Raw genomic sequence first — 19,510 nt, forward strand, 5'->3', positions numbered from 1 at the left:
GCCCTTATTCCGAGGCGGCGCCGCAGGAAGCCCCGTGGTTGCCGCCGACGATCATCCGATAGAAGTAATCGGCAATCACCTTCCCGCCCGTGGCCGGCACCGGATGTATCTTGTCCGGGCCGATCATCGCCGCCGCGTAACGTTTGACGTCCGTACCGAACGCGCATTGCAGATTGGCGTAGCCCAGATGCTGCTCACGAGCCCAGGGCTCCAGCACCTGCGCATACGCCGACATCGGATAGGTACTGGAGCGCGTGGTGTCCTGGCGCATGATCAGGTTGACGCTCGCTGTTGGCTGAATCTCGCGGACCATCCCGACCAGGCCCTGAACGTTCTTCAGGTACTGCTCCGGTTTCACCCCGAAACCCTGATCGTTACCACCGAGCATGATCAGGTAGATGTCCGCCGGAATCTTCGACACCACCGCCTTCCACTGCGCCAGCCACTGACCGTCGCCATGATAAAAGTCGGCAGAGGCCGCACCCGACGCCGCCAATTTCGACACGCGTAAACCGGCCTGATCGTTGCTCATCCACAGACCGAACAGCGTTGGCGCGCCCTTCACCACTTCCAGCCTGAACGCCCAGTCCGTCGCGGCGGATGTACCTGACAACGGGACTTCCTGAACACCGGCACCGGTCAGTTTCAACGGCTGCCAGGATTGCGAGGGCGCCCAACGATAGCGGATTTCATTGGGTTCGCCGTTGCCGAGATAGAGCAGTTTTGCCTGGGTGACGGCGGTGTTTATCGTTTCGCTCGGATGAGCATCGACTTGCAGCCATGCACCGGGCCTTCCGGTTACGGTGCGGCTGTCGGGGCTGGCCTGGCCGAGGCTCGACACCTGCCAGTCACCGCCGAAGTACTTTTCGCTGCTGCGGGTGTACTTGAAATGGCTGCCGCCCAGCGCCGCGCCATGGTTGAAACCGACATAACCGGGGCCGGCAAAACCGACTTCCCCGACCAGCCGCTGCACCAGTTTGTTCAGATAGAAATCCTGCCCGGCGCTGTAGCTGTCGCCGATCACCGAGACCGACAGAACCTTCCCGGCCTTGCCTTCGCGCCACTGGGCAAACCGCTGGCGAGCGTCGCCGACTTCGACCACCGATGCCGCGACCGGCGCGGCATCATCCACTGCAACCATCAAACACTTCCTTTAGCCGAGACTTGCGCCGGGGAGACGTTCCCCGCCGGTTTTTTCGCCGCCGCACGCTCGCCCAGAAACAGCACCGAAGTGAAGTTGAACCGACTGAAGATCGTCGACAGCAACACCGGCCCGAGCAACCCGCAAGCCACGCCGCAGAACACTAGAACGCTTTCGTCCTTGATGCCCAGGCGTCCGAGCACCGAACGCGATGTCGCGGCGAACAGCACATGAAACAGGAAAATCGCGTAAGAGTAACCACCGAGCCAGGTCAGCGCCTTCGAGCGCATGTCACTCGACAGCAACGCGAAGCAGGACACGCAACCCACCGTCAGGCCGATCAGGCTGCGACGATCGATGATCAGCTCGCGATCCAGCGCCGCGATGTACAACAGCGTCAGGGAAATCAGCACGAACACCAACGGGCCGAGCACTTTGAATTGCTGCTTCAGCGCGCTGACGTTCTCCTGCCCGATCATCCCCGCCACGAAGAACGGCAACAGATAAGTCGCCCCATTGATGCCGAACGCATCGAACTTGAACGGCGGCAGCAGAAACACGGCGGCGGAGAATGCGAACAGCAGGTACAAACGCGTCGCCGAACGCAGCCAACCACGCCATTCCAGCAGGCCGACAAACATGAAGATGATGAACACCGCCTGCAAGAACCAGAAGTGGTTGATCGGCACAAAGAACGACAACAACGCATCGATCACGCCGACGTCCTTGTTCACGCCCGGCCCCACCGCCTGCAATACCGAGAACGGCACACCCACGCAAAACAGCGGCACGATCAGCCGCCGCACCTTGCCGCTGAAGAACGCGGAAAAGTCATTGCCGCGAATCTTGTAGATGGAATAGATGTAACCCGAGATAAAGGTGAACAGCGGCATGCGCACGTACACCATCGAATCGGCGATCACCCGGAACGGCGAGCCGATATCGATCTTCAAACCGCCGCCCAACGGGCCGATCACGTGGTAGAGCACCAGCAACAGGCACGCGAGGCCGCGCAGGGTTTCAATCTCCAGCGACTTTTTCTTGCTCGACATAAAACACCCGCCTCAATTCAGAATTCTTGACTCGACCTGCACCGGTTTGTTCGCCCGCAGCATCAACCCCAGGCCCACGAACAGCACCGGCACCACCATCGAAAAGTGTCGGGCGAACGAGCCGAAGTCCGGTTCGAACAAGCCTTGAACCAGCAGAAACGCCAGGGGAATCGCGATCAGTTCCTTGGGTTTGGTCTGGATCGGCGCGCCTTTGTAATCGGTTGAGGTGATGACTTTGAACAGCAGCAGCGCGGTCATGATCATCAACGCCACGAAGATCACCTGACCCGGCCCGGACAGCAGGATCAGCTCCACGGGGAACGACAACCGGAAGAAGATGATCATCGAGTCCAGCGCCTGCGAAACAAAGTCGCTGCCGCTGAGCCACGAGACGATCAGCGACTTGGAACCCTCCTCGCCCGCCGTGCGCAGCTCGTTGTTGCTGGCGCGAATCGACGACACCGGAAAGCCCAGCGCCAACTGGATCGCCATGGCCACCGCGAGGTAGAACAGGAACAGCATCAGGAAGAAGGTCACGCGCGACACGTACTTCTTCATCACGCAGACGCCGACCCAGGACAGCGAAAACAGAATCCAGTAGGGCCGGATCAGCACGCCGTAGATCACCGCCGACAGGAAAAATCCGCCGCGATACTTGCGTGTCAGCGAGCTGAACAGAATGCTCAACACCGCCACCGACACGATGATTTCCTTGGTCAGGTTTTCCAGGAAAAACGAGCGGACGATGCCCCACAGACACAGCGTGCCGAAGATCGCCAACGGCATGCGCCGGAACACCACCACGGGTATCGCCGTGAGGAAGAAATTGCAGAACATCCCGTAGGCCCAGGCGTTGGTCAGGTTGATCCCGGTGGGCCGCAGCAGGAACGCCGAACACTCGTAGGACGAGCGATCCGGCGAGAACGGGTTCCAGAAATTGCAGTTGTCGGCCCGGGCATAAGACGACCACAAGGTCATCGCATCCGGGCCGGGATCGCGGGGGATCAGCAGCGGCATCGCCACTGACAGAAACAGGCCGGTGAACAGGATCAGGAACGACAGCGACGAGTCGAGTTTCTTGCCGCGAAACTCGATGCACGGCAGTTTCAGGCCCATGACACGACAGCCTTTTTCGCGCGCGTGGCACGGGTCAGCAGCGCAATCACGCCGAGTTGCACGATGATCCCGAAGACGTTGCCCCAGGCCGCGCCGTAGATCGAATAATGCTTGATCAGCAGGTAGCTGACCGGCACCGAAATCAGCAGGCAAATGGCCGAACTGGCGAGGGATACCCGGCTGTTTTTCGACGCGATCAAGCCACCCCAGACGATGTCGCCAATGGCGCGCAGAGCAAAGGAAAAGATCAGCACGCCGAGGATCCCGTTGTCCGGACGCGGCACCGCCGTTGCGACGTAATCGAGCACGATGTTGAAGAACAGGTAAATCAACACCGCCACCCCGGCCGACACCACCAGCGAGCGCATGACCCACTTGTTCACGAACAACTGGGTGACCGTGAACGGTTGTTGATCCGCCTGATAACGCTTGGCGAGCACTGGAATGCCAACCACCGCCACCACCGCGTAGGACAACGCCTGCAAGGTGTTGGCCGCTGACCACGCGTACACGTATTTACCGAGGCTGGCGTAGGGTTCGAGGTCGATGATCAGAAAGCGCTCGGCATACTGACTCAACGCGATCAGACCGGTGCCCAGATAGAACGGCAACCCGGCTTTCCACACGGTCGCCGTCGCCAGTGTTCCCTCCTCGCGCCCACGATGAACGTTCGCCACAATCAGATAACCAGCGACGATCACCAGCACGTTGGCGATGACCCACAGCCACAACACGCTGACGATCCCGGACACCCAGCCGAGCATCATTCCGCCCACGGCCAGCAGCGCCCAAAGACCAGTCTTGATGAAAAACAGCAGCGCACCCGCCGTGGCTTTCTGCGCGGAAAACACGAACGAGTTGATCTCGAAAGACAGGTGTTCGGTCAGCAGTACCAGCGTCACACAGGCGATCAATGCCGTCGTCGCCTCGACCTGCTGGAACAGTGAATAAATCAGCACTGTCACCACCGACAACAGCAACCCCACGGCCAGGTACAGCAGCAGAACCTTGTCGACGACCCGCTTCGAGCTGCCGCCGACACTGATCAACCGATTGATCTCGGAGCTGAAACCGACGCTGTAGAACTTCGACGCGATCAACGACGCCGCGACCACCACCCCGTAGAAACCCAGCGCCTCGTAACCGAGGTAATGGGTGATGGCGAGCACCAGCAAGAACTTCGCGCCCAGTGCTCCGCCGCGCAGCAACAAGCGGAATATCATCGAATGACGCCCTTGATGATGTCGTCCATGGCCACGGTTTTCGCCTCGATTTCACGGCAGGTGTCGGTCAGGCGTTTGCCGAAGTTCGACAGCGCGTTCGGCGCAAAAACCGTGTCGATGATGGTGTCGACATTGATGTCGCCGCCGTTGATCACCCAGTCCTCGACGCCCATGTCCTGATAGGCGCCGAAGCCTTTGCGCTCGTAGCTGATGTGGTACGCCGGCACACCCGAGAGCAGCGATTCGATAGCGCCGTGAAGACGCACGGAAATCACTAGGTCCGGTTGGTATTTGGCCAGCGTCGCCTTCAATGGCAGCAAGTCTTCGGTGATGCCCAGCTCGCGGTAGAACGCGCCGTCGTCGTTACCGCGCACAGCGCTCTGCACGGCGCAGACCACTTTGCTTTTATTCTTCAAACGCTGCAGCAGCACCTTGAGGTTGGCCACGTAGGCGAGCTTCTTTTCCTTGCTCCATGCCGGCGGTTTGCGCAGCACCACGCACACAGTGGCGGGTGTCGAAGCGCAGCGGGTGAACTTGGGTTGCTGAAGGATTTTGCCGGCCAGGGCCTGCACCGCCAGATCCGGAGCGCGGTAGACATTTTCGCAGGCATCGAACAACGCCGAGGAGCGGTTATCGCGCACGAACACCGCATCGGCGCTGGCGTAGTGGCCGACGATCTTATCGCTCTCACCGTGGAACGGCCCGATGCTTTGCGGCAGGTACACCGACGGCACTTTGCTGAGGATCGCCGTTTCCAGTTGCTTGGCGTGGCCCAGTTTCAGCTTGATGTGTTCGAAGGCACTTTTGGAGCGCATGTAGCCGCCACCGACGCCGACGATCAGATCGGTTTTCTTCAACAGATCCGCCAGCCCGGCGTAGGACTGATTGAGGAATACCGCCTGCTTGACCCGGCCCAGCCCCTTGGCTGCCATGACCGGCGCGTCGAAGCGCGGGTGCGGCAGGTATTTGAAAGAGTCCGGATCGGAGGCCACGACGCTGATCGCGGTGTCCTCGCCAAAGTTGCGCTGCACCAGCGCAATGGCCAGATCGACCAGCAGACCATCGCCGGAATTGGAGGCACTGTAGCCATGCAAAATCGTTACGTTCATGAGCGAAGTTCTACTTAATAAGAGGGAGCGGAATACACGTCGTAGGTCTGGCGGATCATCAACGCGGCGCTGAAGCGCTCGCGGACGATGCGCCGACCTTCGAGGCCAAGGACCGACAACGCGGGTTTCTGGATCTGCTTCAGGCGATCGGCCAACGCGTGGTGATCACCGGTGGGGAACACGTAGCCGGATACCCCGTGAGTGACCAGTTCCGGCAGCGAGGTGCAGTCGCTGGCAATCACCGGCAAGCCCAGCGCCATGCCTTCCAGCGGCACCATGGCAAAGCCTTCCCAGCGACTCGGGACGATCAGCGCATCGGCCTGTTGGTACAGCGCGTTGACTTCGGCCGGCGTGACCCACGGCAGGTATTGAACGCCGTCCATTGGCGGGCACTCGACCGTTGCCTCGTTGACCGCACTGCCGACCACCGTCAGTTTCAGATCGTTGCGCCCGGCCTTGGCATAGGCCTTGAGCAGCACGTCGAAGCCTTTCTGATAGTCGAGCCGACCGACGAAGAGCAGATGAATCGGCTGCGGATCCTCGGCTTTGCGCGCGTCATCCTTGGGATGAATGCCGTTGTAGATCAGCCGCATGCGCTTGCGCTCGATGCCGAACGCTGCGGCTTTGTCCATCTCGTACTGGCTGACGCAGATGATCGTATCCGTGACCTTCTGCAACACCCGCTCGATCCACGCATAGACTTTCTGCTTGATCGGCGAGCTTTCCATCAGGAACGAAAAGGCATGCGGGCAATAGACGATTTTCGGTTTGCGCCACGGCCGCAAAAGCACGCACACGCAACGGCCGATCACCCCGGAAAACGTGCTGTGCAGGTGCACGACATCGGGTTTTTCCTTGAGCATCACTTGCATCAGGCGCCAGGCAAAACGCAGCAGCGAAGGCACATTGCGCCCGGTTCGATCGAAAGTACGGATCTGTTGCGGCGCGATGCCGTGCAGTTCCTTTTCCTGATCCTGCGGCACCAGATACACCAGCTCGTAGTTGGCGCGGTCATCTTCCGGGGACGCGGAAATCGTGCGGATCACCGTCGCGACGCCACCTTTTATCGTTTCAGCCACGTGCAGTATTTTTTTCACAACCCACCCACTTTCTTGCCGGTAAGGACAATCACTGATTTTCAGGACTTGTCGGACGCGTATTCGTAGTTGTAGTAGCCGCAGCTGCCGTTGCCGTAGTAACTGGCCGCACGCTTCTCGACGCCGTTGAACACCGCGCCTTTCAACTCGATGCCGTTCTGGGCGAAGCGGCGAATCGTCAGTTCGATCTCTTTGGCCGGGTTCACCCCGAAGCGCGCGACGATCAGGCTGATGCCTGCCTCACGACCGACAATCGCCGCATCCGTCACCGCCAGCAGCGGCGGTGTGTCGATGATCACCACGTCATAACGCTCGCTGAGTTGCGCCAACAGTTCGCGGAAATTGGCGTGCATCAACAGCTCGGATGGATTGGGCGGCACCTGACCACGGCTGATGAAGTGCAGGTTGTCGACTTCGACCTTGTTGATCGCCTGCTCCAGGGTGCAGCGCTTGACCAGCAGGTCCGACAAGCCGTTGGTGATCGGTGTGTTCAGCGATTTGTGCAGATGCCCCTTGCGCATGTCGGCATCGATCAGCACCACCCGCTGCCCGCTCTGCGCCATGACTGCCGCAAGGTTGGAAGACACAAAGGTCTTGCCGACCTGCGGGCTCGGACCGGAAATCATGATGCGGTTGTTGGTCGAATCCAGCGCCGCGAAATGCAGGCAGGTGCGCAGGCTGCGGATCGACTCGATGGACAGGTCCGTCGGATTGCGCAGCGCCAACAGATACGCCGGCGCATCCACCGTGACTTTGGCGCGGACTTTCTTGGTGTCCTCTTCCTGTTGCAGGGCGCTGTAAGGGATCGATGCGTAGACCGGCAAGCCGAGCTGCTCGATGGCTTCCGGCCCTTCCAGGCCCTTGCTCAACGACTTGCGCAACAGCACCAGGGCCACGCCGACAAAGGCGCCGAGGAAAGTCGCGATCAGCACGATCAGGGCTTTCTTCGGTTTGACCGGGCTGGTCAGGTCGACATCCGCCGTATCCACCAGACGCACGTTGCCCACAGCGCCGGCGCGAATGATGTCCAGCTCCTGGGATTTGTTCAGCAACTGGGTGTAGATCTGCGAAGCGACTTCGACATCGCGGGTCAGGTTGAGCAGTTCCTGTTGCGTGGCCGGCAGGTCCTGGACCTTGCCTTCCAGCGACCGCTGTTGCTGGGTCAATTCACCGATCTGGGTCATCAACGCACGATAGGCCGGATGCTGTTTGGTGAACTTGCGATCCATCTCCGCCTGTTGCAGTTTCAGCTCGGAAATCCGCGTTTCGAGGGCGACGGACTGGCCGAGCACCGATTGGGTTTCCAGGGAGATATTCACGGTCTTGCCGCGAGTCTGGTAGGCGTTGAGCGCATCGCTGGCCTTGGCCAGATCGCGTTTGACCTGCGGCAACTGACTTTGCAGGAAGGCCAGGCTCTGCGCCGCTTCGGCCGAGGTGCGGCGTACGTTCTGATCGACGTACAGCGACGCGATCTTGTTGAGGATCTTCACCGCTTCAGCGGCGTCGCTGCTGGCCAGGGCCAGACGGATGATCCCCGACTCCTTGCCCTGCTCGGAAATATCCAGCGCGTCCTGATAACCCTGGATGGTCACGATTCGTGGGTAGCGCACCACTTCGAAACGGGTACCGGGGTTGGCCAACAGTTGTGTGATCTGCCCTTCTACGCCGTCCTGCGCGAAGGCTTCGCCGGCAACGCCTTCTGCCAACAGGTTGTCGTTGTCATCGAATAGCTGGAAGCGATGCTGCTCGCCGGCGATCAGGCTGAGTTTCTTGCCCAGCAGCTCCTTGGGCAGATCGAGCCGGGAAAACTCCAGGCGCTCACCGCCCCAGGCGTAGCTGTTCAGGCCGAAACGCGGCGGTGCGACGCTGAATTCGGTCTCACCGCGATAACGACGGGAGAGAAAGCCGCCGATCACCGGAAAAGTATTCGGGGTGACATCGATGTCCAGGCGCAGATCGTCGACCGTCTTGCCGATCACTGCACGGGATTTGATGATCCCGATCTCGGTCACGGACGGCGATTGCCCGCCCAGCATGCTGTTGAGATCGGAAAAACCGAGCATGTCGTTCTTCTTCGGTTCGACCTGTACCAGCGCGTTGGCCAGATACACCGGCGTGGCCAGAATCGCGTAGGCAACGCCAGTCATCATGAACGCGCCGGTGAAGGCGCCGATCAACCATTTCTGATCGATCAAACTGCCAAATATGCCGAGAAGATCAATACTGTCTTGATCGTTGTCACGGGTGCCGACTACTGACGGTAACTGCATAAGTCTTTCTTACCATTCACTGTTCTGAAGAATATTCATCAATGCCCGAGGCGTTGTGCCCATGAGCCAACAGCATCTTCAATCAATGCATGGGCATGAATAAAAGCGGCCTGCCCTTGACGATACGGATCCTGTATTTCTCGCTCGTTCTGCCACTTGCCGAGAAGAAACACTTTGCCTCTGGCGTGAGAGGCAATCTTCAGTACTTGTTTTACATGTTCTTTTTCCATGACCAGAATCAGGTCTGATTCATTGACGATGTCTGCTGTCAGTTGCCGCGCCTTGAACCCTTCGGCGCTCTGTCCACGGTCTTCCAGCACCTGACGGGCCGTTCTCTCCATGGACTCGCCAACCCGTGCAGACAGGCCTGCGGAGGTGACCGTGATCGTCGAGGGCGCCAGCGCGTTACGCAGCAACAGTTCAGCTGTCGGACTTCGGCAAATATTGCCCACGCAGACGACAAGGATCTTTCTGAACAAGGTTTACATTCCCGTGTAATGTCAATCGGCCAACATGCCGTGTGGATTGAAATGAACCCACCGGACTTTCCTGCATTCGGAAATAGATTCGCCTGTTAGTACCGGTGCATTAAGTACCACGGGGTCTAAAAGTCACCCAACCAGAATTACCGGACTAAAAATAACTGTGATTTTCAGGGTATTTTCCCGACCGAAGTTTTCCGACAAAAAATAACATCGGTGCACTTTGTACCGTTGCGACGCTCTAAAAACGTGCGATGTGATAACCAATGGCCAGTGTCATTTCTAACAAGGAACACAGAAATGAAATCAACACACCTCAAACGGCTTGCCGCCCTGACCCTGTCGGTGCTCGGTGTCACCAGTCAGGTTCACGCCACTGAACTGTTCCCTGAACTGCCCGCCAACAAGACCATTGGCGTGCAGGTGAAGATCCAGACCTTTTCCCCCACCGACGCTGCAAAGATCAAAGCGGCCGGCCTGGGTTTCGTGCGTTTTGGTGTCTGGACGGACAGCCTGGGTGACCCCGGCTATCAAAAACAGGTCAACGATGCCTTTGCGACCGCCCGGGCAGCCGGCCTGCCGGTGCTGCTGACCGTACGTTCGACCCAGGCGCTGACCTCTGCACCCGGCAACAACCGCGATTTCACCTCGGCCGGTGAGACGTTCGCCCGCGCGGTGACGACCCTGGAGAAAGAATATGGCCCGCAACTGGTCGCCATCGAGATATGGAATGAGCCGGATCTGGACACCTACTGGCCAACCGGCAATTTCAGCACCACGTTCGCGCCCTTCATGACCGCTGTGTGTAAAACGCTGCAGGGAAATCCACCGTCGACACCCCTGATCGGCTTCGGCTTCGCCCGCCCACCGAGTGACAGCTCTGCATCAACGGCGGCACTGAACAGCATCGTCAGTGCCTACCCCAAATGCCTGAGTGCGATTTCCTATCACCCGTACGGCATGACCACGACGCAGATCAGCAACGCACAGACGTTCATCCAGCAGAAATTCCATCTACCGGGCGTCATCAGTGAATGGGGCGTGTCGTCACTCGCCTCCAATGGCGGGAATGCAGGGCAGGCCAGCAAAATCGGCGCGTTCGTCACCGATATGAAAAGGCTCAACATCCCGCTGACGTCGATTTACGAATGGAAAGACACCACGTCGGGCAGCAATGACCGGGAAAGGAACTTCGGCATGCTGAACGCCGACGGCCAGCCAAAACCTGCGGAAGTCACGGTTAAAGCCGAGCTCAATCCTATGTAATCAGCTGGCCCACAGAGTACTGACGGTCAGATGCCTTGAACCTGTGGCCGGTTTTGGCATCGTATTTATCGACATCGCGCCCCGATCATTCAAACAGCCGTTTTCAGGTTGTTGCCCACGGGGCAATCGATACATCCACATGCCCTTGAGTGGCCGTCAGCGCTCGGGTAATGTCGTCAGACCCATAGGACAGAGCACGCTCATGACTTCCAAGCTGGAACAACTCAAACAATTCACCACCGTGGTTGCCGACACCGGCGACTTCGAAGCGATTGCCCGGGTCAAACCGGTCGACGCCACCACCAACCCTTCCCTGCTCCTCAAGGCGGCGGCCATTCCGGCCTATGCCGAGCTGCTGAACGCCGCTGTTCGCGACTGCAAGGGCGATGTCGGCCTGGCCAGCGACCGCTTTGGCGTCGCGGTGGGTCAGGAAATCCTCAAAGTGATTCCGGGCCGCATTTCCACTGAAGTGGATGCACGTCTGTCGTTCGACAAGGACGCGATGCTCAAGCGTGCGCACCGTCTGATCGAGCTGTACGACAAGGCCGGCATCGGCCGTGACCGCGTGCTGATCAAGATCGCCTCGACCTGGGAAGGCATCCGCGCCGCCGAAGTGCTGGAGAAGGAAGGCATCCAGACCAACCTGACCCTGCTGTTCTCCTTCGCTCAGGCCGCTGCATGCGCCGATGCCGGCGTGTTCCTGATTTCGCCGTTCGTGGGCCGCATCTACGACTGGTACAAGAAGGCCAACGGCAACGACTACACCGGCGCCGATGATCCGGGCGTGCAGTCCGTCACGCGCATCTACAACTACTACAAGGCCAATGACTACAAGACCGTGGTCATGGGCGCGAGCTTCCGCAACCTCAATCAGATCGAGCAACTGGCTGGCTGCGACCGCCTGACCATCAGCCCGGACCTGATCGACAAACTGGCGGCAGACACCGGCAAACTGGAGCGCAAACTGGCTCCAGGTCACGCTGGCGAAGCACGCCTGAGCCTCAATGAATCGCAATTCCGCTGGCTGTCCAACGAAGACGCGATGGCCACCGAGAAACTGGCCGAAGGCATTCGTCAGTTTGCCCGCGACCAGGAAAAACTCGAGGCGTTGCTGCAAGCCAAGCTGTAATGGGCTGACGGCAAACGCAAAAAGGGCGAACCCTCACAGGTTCGCCCTTTTTTGTGCCTGATGGCGGGTGAATCAATGCCTTTCGAGGGCATTCACCAGATCATGGAAGGCTTCGCGATTGGAGTCGTTCAGGCCCATGAGGATCTTGTGCGCTTCGAGCACCTTGATCCGCACGACTTCCTCCGACTGATCCTGATCCGGCAGGTCATCGAGACATTCCGGGCAAGGCACGGGATGGTTGACGATATTGAACACCTGCTCGAAACCCATCGATTGCAGCAGACGGGTGATGTCGTCGTGGGTGGTGACCACGGTCGGCAGCAGGCCGACCTTCTGCCGCGACAGGATCGACAGCTTGGCCAGCAGGCCCAGCGTGGTGCTGTCGATGCTGCGGGTTTCGGTCAGATCGATCACGATCGCGTTGAAATTCAGCGCGGTGAAGATCTTCTCAATAGTCGCATCCAACGCCGAACACAGGGTCAGGCGAACTTCACCGACGAACTTCAGGACGAAGGTGCCGTCCTGTTCGGCGAACTGGATTCTACCGGTACTCATTAAAGATTCCTGCTCAACACCAACAAGGCGATATCATCCGGCATCTCCCCTAGCGTGGCCAATCCAAAAACCTGCCGCAGGCCATCCAGGCTGCCGCCCGCCGACTTGACCCGTTGGGGCAAGGCAGCTTCTTTCTCTTTGAGTGTGGGTTCTGGCAAAAGATCCAGAATGCCATCAGACATCAGCGTCAGGCTGAACGTCGGTGGCAGCTCGAGCACGTGATCTTCGTAGGTGGCTTCATTGAAAAGCCCCACGGGCAGACCGCGCCCCTCGAGGTAGCGAACACTGTCAGGCGTGTACAACACAGGCAACGGCAGATGGCCGCCGATGCTATAGGTCAACAAACCGGTCTCCTCGTCGATGACTCCACCGACCATTGTGACGTGTTTACCCAGCTTACAACTGATCAGCCCCCGGTTGATATGACCAAGGACTTCCGAAGGCTTGAATTCCGGCAAGGTGCCGTTGCGCTTGGACTCGAACAGCAGGCGCGTGGTCATGAACTTCAGCAGGACGGTGACGAAGGCCGAAGAGGCGCCATGGCCCGAGACGTCCGCCAGGTAGAACGCGACCCGACGCTCGTCCACCCGGAAATAGTCGACAAAATCACCCGACAGGTACAGCGACGGAATGATCTGGTGGGCGAACTTGAATTCGTCGATGGTCCACGGGCTGACCGGCAGCATGTTCATCTGCACCTGGCGACCGGCGTTCTGGTCTTCCTGGAGCAGGTTCAGGCTGGCTTCGAGCTCACGGTTGGCCTTTTCCAGCTTCTCGCGGTAGCGCTGGTTTTCCAGCAGCAGGCGCGCACGATCCAGGGCCCGGCGCACGGAGTGCTCGAGCACGGCCAGATCTTCGAGAGGTTTGATCAGGTAATCCGCCGCGCCCAGGCGCAGGGCCTCGACCGCATCGTTCATCACGCCGGCACCCGAAACCACGATCACAGGAGTCTGTGGTGACCGCTCGGTGACCTGACGGATGAGTTCGAGACCGCCCATCTGCGGCATGCGCAGATCGCAGATGACCAAGTCGGGCTTGTCTTGCTCGAATACCTGAAGACCCTGCTGACCGTTACTGGCCTGCAAGACGCTGAAACCACTGTCTTCCAAATAGGCCGCGAGGCTCGCGCGCACTACTTCGTCATCATCGATTATCAGCAGCGTGGCACTGGTTTTTGGCATGTGGGCAAACGGCGCCAGAATTAGGTTGGCGTAGCAGGCGGGGCAACGGCCCGGCGCAGACTACTGGATTCGCTTTCTAGCCTCTCTGCTGCACCGTTTCAGAGCGCTTGCCCTGTACACGGTTGCACCAGAGGTGCCCTTCTAAGGCGCAGACGGTACTCCCATCCGAGAGGCGTTTCAAGCATGCGCCGATGGTCGCTTGGAGACTTTGTTTGTCAAATCACTCGCAGTTATAAGAACGGCTTCAACCGTAACCCAATCATTGGACGCGCCCACAAAAAAGGCGACCTCGCGGTCGCCCTTTCATATCGATCAATCGAGATCAAAAATCGTCTTCGACGTGACCGTCCTTGACCTTGAACTCGCGGTTCTGCAGGTAGGCATTGCGGATGAAGGTGTACTTGTCGCCGCTGATCAGCTTCTCGCTGGACAGCAGGCTGGCGCGGGTGTCGACGATGTTCAGGCCGTAGATGGTGTTACGCGCCGGGATGTCGTTCATGTAGCGGTACGGTGCGGTGTAGGTGTCGACGTACTTGGACGGCGCGTCACGCAGAGTGCTCGGGCCCAGCAACGGCAGCATCACGTACGGACCGCTGCTGACGCCCCAGTAGCCGAGAGTCTGGCCGAAGTCTTCGTCGCTGCGATGCAGGCCCATCTTGGTGCCGACGTCGAAGAAGCCGAGCAGGCCGAAGGTGGTGTTGAAGATCAGGCGCGCGGTGTCGACACCGGCAGCGGCCGGTTTGGCCTGCAGAATGTTGTTCGCCAGGTTGGTGATGTCACCGACGTTGCGGAACATGTTGTGGATGCCGTCTTCCAGGAATTGCGGCGTTACATATTCATAGCCCTGCGCCAGAGGTTTCAGCGCGTAGGTGTCGACGAAATCGTTGAACTGGAAGATCGGACGGTTGACGCTTTCCCAAGGGTCTTCTTCCGTTGCAGCGTTAGCGGCGAACGGCACCAGCATCACGCTGGCACATACACAAAGCTGAGCGAGAGGGTTGCTCCAGCGCATAGAAAACTCCTTGGATTGTACATACGCGGCAAGCGGGCCACGGTTATAAGAGGTGCAGTATAAGACGGAAACAAGGTTTTAGGCATTCCAGCATGAACACCTCTGTAGGACGGTGCGTCATGCGCTTGTCATCCAACTGTCACCGGCGATGCTTAGCCTGACTTCTATTTCAGGGACGTTTTCCATGCCTCAAGCCGAAGCCTTGCCCCTGTCCGCCCCCAACCTGACGGCCGTGCTGTTCGGGCTCAGCGGTTGCCTGGTGGACTTCGGCGCCCGCGCCCGTCATCACGCCAGCCCCGGCACAGAGCATGCCGACGCCACGCCAGGCGCGCTCGACAGCCTGCGCAGCCTGCAGCGCCAACTGATCCCCTGCGCCTGGCTCGATGACTTGCCCCCTGCCCTCACCCAGGTGCTGGCATCCGGATTGCCGGACTGGATCAAACCCTCGCAACATCCCGCAACAAACAATCCATGGCCGGCGCCGAATGCCTGCTGGCAAGCCTTGATGGCGTTGAATGTCGATCGCCTGGACGGCTGCGTGCTGGTCAGCGGTGAACCGCGCTTGCTGCAATCGGGCTTGAATGCCGGGCTGTGGACCATTGGCCTGGCCTCCTGTGGCTCACTCTGCGGCCTGGCCCCGAGCGAATGGCAAGCCCTCAGTCAGAAAGAACGCGAACAACTGCGCGGCAAGGCCACTGTGCAACTGTTCGGTCTGGGCGTGCACTCGGTGATCGATCACCTGGGCGATCTCGATACCTGCCTGGCAGACATCAGCCTGCGCCGCCTCAAAGGCGAAAAGCCCTGACCGGGATCATGCAGGTTCATCGAGAGTGGATTAGTCTTAAGGAGAGCCATAGACCTTTGGCGCACGGCTGCGGTCTATGCCAGTGCCTCTCGATAAAAGGAAAACACCATGCCCGCCCGCGAACTGCAAGAACAGCTCAACACCCTGCGCGAGCAACTGGATCAGAATCCGCCGCTTACAGAAGAAGAGCGCGAACATCTTCGTGAGCTTATGGCGCAGATCGAATCCCAAATCAAACTGGAGAGCGCAACGCAGGACGCCAGCATCGCCGATGGCGTGAATCTGGCAGTTGATCGCTTCGAGCTCGAACACCCTGCTATTGCGGGCACCCTGCGCAATATCGTCAATGCGCTAGGCAGCATGGGCATCTGATCGCCCTCCCCAGAAATGCAAAAAGCCCTGCCAGCAATGGCAGGGCTTTTTCATGTCCGCGTTACGGGTTACTGGCGAACCAGACGATGGTTCGGCAACTGCACGCTTTCAGTGCTGCGGTACGGATTGATATCCAGCCCGCCCCGGCGCACATAACGCGCAAACACCGTGAGCTTTTCCGGCTTCAGCAAACGCTGCAGGTCGAGGAAAATCCGCTCAACGCATTGCTCGTGGAAGTCCGAATGCTGGCGGAAGCTGACGATGTATTCCAGCAGGCTGGCGTGATCCAGCGCCGCCCCCCGGTACTCCACGACTACACTGCCCCAGTCCGGCTGGCTGGTCACCGGGCAATTGGACTTGAGCAGATGGCTGTGCACGCTCTCCTCCACCACCCGCGAATCATCGCAGCGCAGCAGCTCAGGACGCGGATGTTCGTAGTTGCTGACGCTGATATCCAGGTCATCAATGCACACACCCGGCAGCGCGACCACGCCTTCGGCTTCAACGTCTTTCAGGCTGCGAACCCGCACACCCACCGGCTTGCCGGCAGCGGCGGACAAGTCCTTGACCAGCGTCGCTTCCAGGCTCGCGACGTCGGCGAACGGCGTCTGGTTCAACGAGTTCAGGTACAGCTTGAACGACTTGGATTCGATGATGTTCGGCGAGTCCGCCGGAATGCTGAATTCGCCGATCGCCACCACCGGTTTGCCCGACGGCAGCAACCACGACAGTTCAAAGCAGTTCCAGAAATCCACGCCTTTATACGGCAGGGTCTCGGCGGTCAGGCCCAACTCGGCCCACTTCGCGGTGCGCGGGATCGGAAACAGCAGGGACGGTGTGTAAGTGGCGATGTATTCGCTGGACTTGCCCAGCGGCGAATGTTCGGCTGCGGGATGCATGGCGGAAACCTGACTGAAGAATCAGCGGATTCTATCAGCCTTTGCTCCCGCCTTTGAGTGCTTACTGACTGACAGTCAGTTTGCCGACCATTCCGGCCTGGTAATGCCCGGGAATGTTGCAGGCAAACTCCAGGTTTACGGCTTTGCTGAAGGTCCAGGTCAGCTCGGCGGTCTTACCCGGTTCGACCAGTACGCTGTTAGGGTCGTCATGCTTCATGACGTGCCCCATCGAGGCATGATCCATGCCCGCCATGTCGTGGGACATTTCTTTCATGCCGGTCGGCGTCAACATGCCGCTTTGCTGCATCTGCAGCATTTCCTGCTGGTGCTTGGCATGCATCGCCGCGTCGCCGAGGTTGAATTCATGCAGTAACTGGCCTTTATTCACCAAGACAAAGCGAATGGTCTCACCGGCCTTGATCTCGATGGCCTTCGGATCGAACGTCATGTCGCCCATCACCACTTCAATGCTGCGGCTGGCCTTGGCGGCCGGGGCGGGTTGGCCGAAGTCATAGGTGTGCGCAGGGTCGGCCCAGACGGATGAGTTCAACGCCAGCAGACAGGCGGCGACGGCCAGAGGGTTGCGCAAAAACATAGTCATACTCCAACTAGATAAGGTTCAGCCTGTGGGAAACTTTAGCCCGCCCGCGCTGGCAGCTACCTGACAGCCAGATTACAACTTTGTCAGGTTGGTCTGCATAACCACCGCCCACGGTATAACGCCCTTGTTCTGTCTATTTGAGCTCCACACCCCATGAAACTGCTGATCGTCGAAGACCAACCGAAAACCGGCCACTACCTGCGCCAGGGCCTGACCGAGGCCGGCTTCAACACCGAGTTGGTGGCCGACGGCACCACCGGACAGCAACTGGCCTTGAGCGGTGACTATGCCTTGTTGATCCTCGACGTGATGCTGCCCGGTCGCAACGGCTGGCAGATTCTGCAAGCGGTGCGCGGTGCCGGGCTCGAAACCCCGATCCTGTTTCTGACCGCCAAAGACACCGTGGAAGACCGGGTTCATGGCCTGGAACTCGGCGCCGACGATTATCTGGTCAAGCCGTTCGCCTTCTCCGAACTGCTGGCCCGGGTGCGCAGCCTGTTGCGACGCGGCAGCGCCACTCCGCAGGAAACCTGCCTGCAACTGGCCGACCTGCGTCTTGACCTGATTCGCCGCCGCGTCGAGCGCAGCGGCCAGCGCATCGACCTCACGGCAAAAGAGTTCGCGCTGCTGGAAATGCTTCTGCGCCGCCAGGGTGAGGTGCTGCCCAAATCCCTGATCGCCTCCCAGGTCTGGGACATGAATTTCGACAGCGACACCAACGTGATCGAAGTGGCGATTCGTCGGCTGCGCCTGAAGATCGATGACGACTTCCCCGACAAGCTGATTCACACCGTGCGTGGCATGGGTTACGTGCTTGAAGAGCGTGCCGACTGATGCGCCGCCTGTCACTCGGCAGTCGGCTGGCGTTGCTCTTCGCCGCCTGTACCGCGACGGTGTCGCTGGTGGCGGGCGTGGTTTTCAATCGGGCCAGTGAGGCGCATTTCATCGAGCTCGATCAGCAACTGCTCGAAAGCAAGCTGATCAATGTGCGTCAGACACTGCTGGGTGATGGTGACGCCGCGCATATCACCGCTGAATTGAGCCAACAGGGCGATGTTACCCTGCGCATCAGCAGCCCTGAGGGGCAACGCTGGTTCGGCCGCTCCCTGCAAATGCCGGCGAACCTGCCGAAGCAGTCCGGCCTGGCCACCATCAACGACAACGGCACGGATTATCGCCTGCTCAACGCTCCGCTCTACCCGGAACAAACCGATTCGCCACAGTTGACCCTGCTGCTGGACATCACCCACCACCAGCACTTCCTGCAACGCATGCAGCATCTGATCTGGCTGACCGTCGGTCTTTCGGCACTGGCGACCGCACTGCTCGGCGCCTGGGCAGCGCGCAGCGGATTGCGCCCACTGCGACGCATGAGTGCCGTCGCGCGCGGGATTTCGGCGCAATCGCTCAATGCCCGACTGCCGGAAGCGCAGATGCCTGCGGAACTCACGGAATTGGCCCACAGCTTCAACGCCATGCTCGGACGCCTCGACGACTCCTTTCAGCGTCTCTCGGCGTTCTCCGCCGACATCGCCCATGAACTGCGCACCCCATTGTCGAATCTGCTGACCCACACGCAGGTCACCCTCACCCGCCCTCGCCCACTCGAAGATTATCGCGAGGCCCTGCACAGCAACCTCGAAGAGCTGCAATGGATGGCGCAACTGGTCAACGACATGCTTTATCTGGCCAAGGCCGACCACGGATTGCTGGTTCCCAAGCGCGAACCGCTGGAACTGGCGGAAGAAGCCGATGCGTTACTGGAGTTTTTCGCACCGTTGGCCGAGGACGCTCAGGTCAACCTGAGTCGTGATGGTCAGGGGCGGTTCGAGGGTGATCGCGCGATGTTGCGCCGAGCCCTGTCGAATCTGCTGGATAACGCGTTGCGCTTCACACCGGCGGCCGGCGAAGTACGCGTGCGGGTGGCCGAGCAGGCGAAGTCCTTGAGGGTGACTGTGGAAAACAGTGGCGAAGGCATTTCTTCGGATTTGTTGCCGCGCTTGTTTGACCGTTTCTACCGGGCGGACCCGGCGCGCCAGGAAGGCAGCTCGGAGCATGCGGGGCTGGGGCTGGCGATTACTCAGTCGATCATCCGGGCCCATGGCGGGCAGATTCATTGCGAATCAGCTTTGGGGTGGACGCGGTTTGTGATTGAGTTGCCGAAAAACGATTGAGGCCGGCAATGCCGGCCTCAACGGGG

19 protein-coding genes are annotated in these 19,510 nt (G+C 59.5%); 6 read left to right on the top strand and 13 right to left on the bottom strand.

Features of this window, described 5'->3' with window-relative positions; translation table 11 throughout:
- Positions 1 to 4 precede the first annotated feature (4 nt).
- The 8 genes from AC1RMX_RS24680 to AC1RMX_RS24715 are packed head-to-tail and all read right to left on the bottom strand — an operon-like array spanning position 5 to position 9,487.
- On the bottom strand, positions 5 to 1,141 hold the full coding sequence (locus tag AC1RMX_RS24680) for an SGNH/GDSL hydrolase family protein (protein ID WP_493073303.1): 1,137 nt from the start codon (positions 1,139 to 1,141) through the stop codon (positions 5 to 7).
- Positions 1,141 to 2,193: an acyltransferase family protein gene (locus AC1RMX_RS24685; protein WP_493073304.1), complete on the bottom strand. Its 1,053-nt coding sequence runs from the start codon at positions 2,191 to 2,193 to the stop codon at positions 1,141 to 1,143. Before AC1RMX_RS24685 ends, AC1RMX_RS24680 begins: the two co-directional genes overlap by 1 nt.
- Positions 2,194 to 2,205: 12 nt before the next feature.
- Positions 2,206 to 3,309: a hypothetical protein gene (locus AC1RMX_RS24690; protein WP_249490085.1), complete on the bottom strand. Its 1,104-nt coding sequence runs from the start codon at positions 3,307 to 3,309 to the stop codon at positions 2,206 to 2,208.
- A complete protein-coding gene (locus AC1RMX_RS24695) occupies positions 3,300 to 4,532 on the bottom strand; it encodes an MATE family efflux transporter (RefSeq protein WP_493073306.1) in 1,233 nt (410 codons plus the stop codon). The genes AC1RMX_RS24690 and AC1RMX_RS24695 overlap by 10 nt, the downstream gene beginning before the upstream one ends.
- Positions 4,529 to 5,641: a polysaccharide pyruvyl transferase family protein gene (locus tag AC1RMX_RS24700; protein ID WP_096822064.1), complete on the bottom strand. Its 1,113-nt coding sequence runs from the start codon at positions 5,639 to 5,641 to the stop codon at positions 4,529 to 4,531. The genes AC1RMX_RS24695 and AC1RMX_RS24700 overlap by 4 nt, the downstream gene beginning before the upstream one ends.
- 14 nt (positions 5,642 to 5,655) lie before the next feature.
- Positions 5,656 to 6,738, bottom strand: coding sequence for a glycosyltransferase (locus tag AC1RMX_RS24705; RefSeq protein ID WP_493073308.1), 1,083 nt, complete (start codon positions 6,736 to 6,738; stop codon positions 5,656 to 5,658).
- A 41-nt stretch (positions 6,739 to 6,779) separates the two neighbouring features.
- On the bottom strand, positions 6,780 to 9,008 hold the full coding sequence (locus AC1RMX_RS24710; RefSeq protein WP_493073310.1) for a polysaccharide biosynthesis tyrosine autokinase: 2,229 nt from the start codon (positions 9,006 to 9,008) through the stop codon (positions 6,780 to 6,782).
- A 38-nt stretch (positions 9,009 to 9,046) separates the two neighbouring features.
- Positions 9,047 to 9,487 (bottom strand): low molecular weight protein-tyrosine-phosphatase, encoded by a 441-nt coding sequence (locus tag AC1RMX_RS24715; protein WP_096822067.1) that lies wholly within the window; start codon positions 9,485 to 9,487, stop codon positions 9,047 to 9,049.
- A gap of 303 nt (positions 9,488 to 9,790) precedes the next feature.
- On the opposite strand from AC1RMX_RS24715, the gene AC1RMX_RS24720 reads away from it, so the two are divergent.
- On the top strand, positions 9,791 to 10,756 hold the full coding sequence (locus AC1RMX_RS24720; protein ID WP_493073311.1) for a cellulase family glycosylhydrolase: 966 nt from the start codon (positions 9,791 to 9,793) through the stop codon (positions 10,754 to 10,756).
- Positions 10,757 to 10,958: 202 nt separating this feature from the next.
- Positions 10,959 to 11,885 carry a transaldolase gene (gene tal, locus AC1RMX_RS24725; RefSeq protein WP_096822069.1) on the top strand — a complete coding sequence of 309 codons (927 nt, stop codon included), beginning with the start codon at positions 10,959 to 10,961 and terminating at the stop codon, positions 11,883 to 11,885.
- A 72-nt stretch (positions 11,886 to 11,957) separates the two neighbouring features.
- Here tal and rssC read toward each other — a convergent pair whose 3' ends face one another.
- The 3 genes from rssC to AC1RMX_RS24740 all read right to left on the bottom strand — a co-directional run bounded on the left by rssC (position 11,958) and on the right by AC1RMX_RS24740 (position 14,633).
- Entirely contained in the window at positions 11,958 to 12,440 is a 483-nt protein-coding gene (gene rssC / locus AC1RMX_RS24730) for an anti-sigma factor antagonist RssC (RefSeq protein ID WP_042560140.1), read from the bottom strand.
- A complete protein-coding gene (gene rssB / locus AC1RMX_RS24735) occupies positions 12,440 to 13,621 on the bottom strand; it encodes a two-component system response regulator RssB (RefSeq protein WP_096822070.1) in 1,182 nt (393 codons plus the stop codon). The genes rssC and rssB overlap by 1 nt, the downstream gene beginning before the upstream one ends.
- 322 nt (positions 13,622 to 13,943) lie before the next feature.
- Positions 13,944 to 14,633, bottom strand: coding sequence for an MlaA family lipoprotein (locus tag AC1RMX_RS24740; RefSeq protein WP_096822071.1), 690 nt, complete (start codon positions 14,631 to 14,633; stop codon positions 13,944 to 13,946).
- 184 nt (positions 14,634 to 14,817) lie between these two features.
- Here AC1RMX_RS24740 and pcrP point away from each other — a divergent pair, with 184 nt between their 5' ends.
- The gene (gene pcrP, locus AC1RMX_RS24745; protein ID WP_493073312.1) at positions 14,818 to 15,438 is read left to right on the top strand and encodes an HAD superfamily inactivated hydrolase PcrP; all 621 of its coding nucleotides are present in this window, start codon (positions 14,818 to 14,820) and stop codon (positions 15,436 to 15,438) included.
- Positions 15,439 to 15,546: 108 nt separating this feature from the next.
- Positions 15,547 to 15,810, top strand: a complete 264-nt coding sequence (locus tag AC1RMX_RS24750) for a DUF4404 family protein (RefSeq protein WP_096822073.1) — start codon at positions 15,547 to 15,549, stop codon at positions 15,808 to 15,810.
- Between the two features lie 68 nt (positions 15,811 to 15,878).
- Here AC1RMX_RS24750 and queF read toward each other — a convergent pair whose 3' ends face one another.
- Together queF and copI are read right to left on the bottom strand one after the other, a co-directional pair.
- The gene (gene queF, locus AC1RMX_RS24755) at positions 15,879 to 16,709 is read right to left on the bottom strand and encodes an NADPH-dependent 7-cyano-7-deazaguanine reductase QueF (RefSeq protein WP_096822074.1); all 831 of its coding nucleotides are present in this window, start codon (positions 16,707 to 16,709) and stop codon (positions 15,879 to 15,881) included.
- 61 nt (positions 16,710 to 16,770) lie between these two features.
- Positions 16,771 to 17,304 (bottom strand): copper-resistant cuproprotein CopI, encoded by a 534-nt coding sequence (gene copI, locus AC1RMX_RS24760; protein WP_493073314.1) that lies wholly within the window; start codon positions 17,302 to 17,304, stop codon positions 16,771 to 16,773.
- 159 nt (positions 17,305 to 17,463) lie between these two features.
- On the opposite strand from copI, the gene AC1RMX_RS24765 reads away from it, so the two are divergent.
- Together AC1RMX_RS24765 and AC1RMX_RS24770 are read left to right on the top strand one after the other, a co-directional pair.
- Positions 17,464 to 18,144, top strand: a complete 681-nt coding sequence (locus AC1RMX_RS24765; protein ID WP_493073315.1) for a heavy metal response regulator transcription factor — start codon at positions 17,464 to 17,466, stop codon at positions 18,142 to 18,144.
- Positions 18,144 to 19,484, top strand: a complete 1,341-nt coding sequence (locus AC1RMX_RS24770) for a heavy metal sensor histidine kinase (protein WP_493073316.1) — start codon at positions 18,144 to 18,146, stop codon at positions 19,482 to 19,484. The genes AC1RMX_RS24765 and AC1RMX_RS24770 overlap by 1 nt, the downstream gene beginning before the upstream one ends.
- Positions 19,485 to 19,510: the final 26 nt, after the last annotated feature.

The sequence above is a fragment of the Pseudomonas sp. GW822-FHT03F04 genome (genome assembly GCF_058801405.1).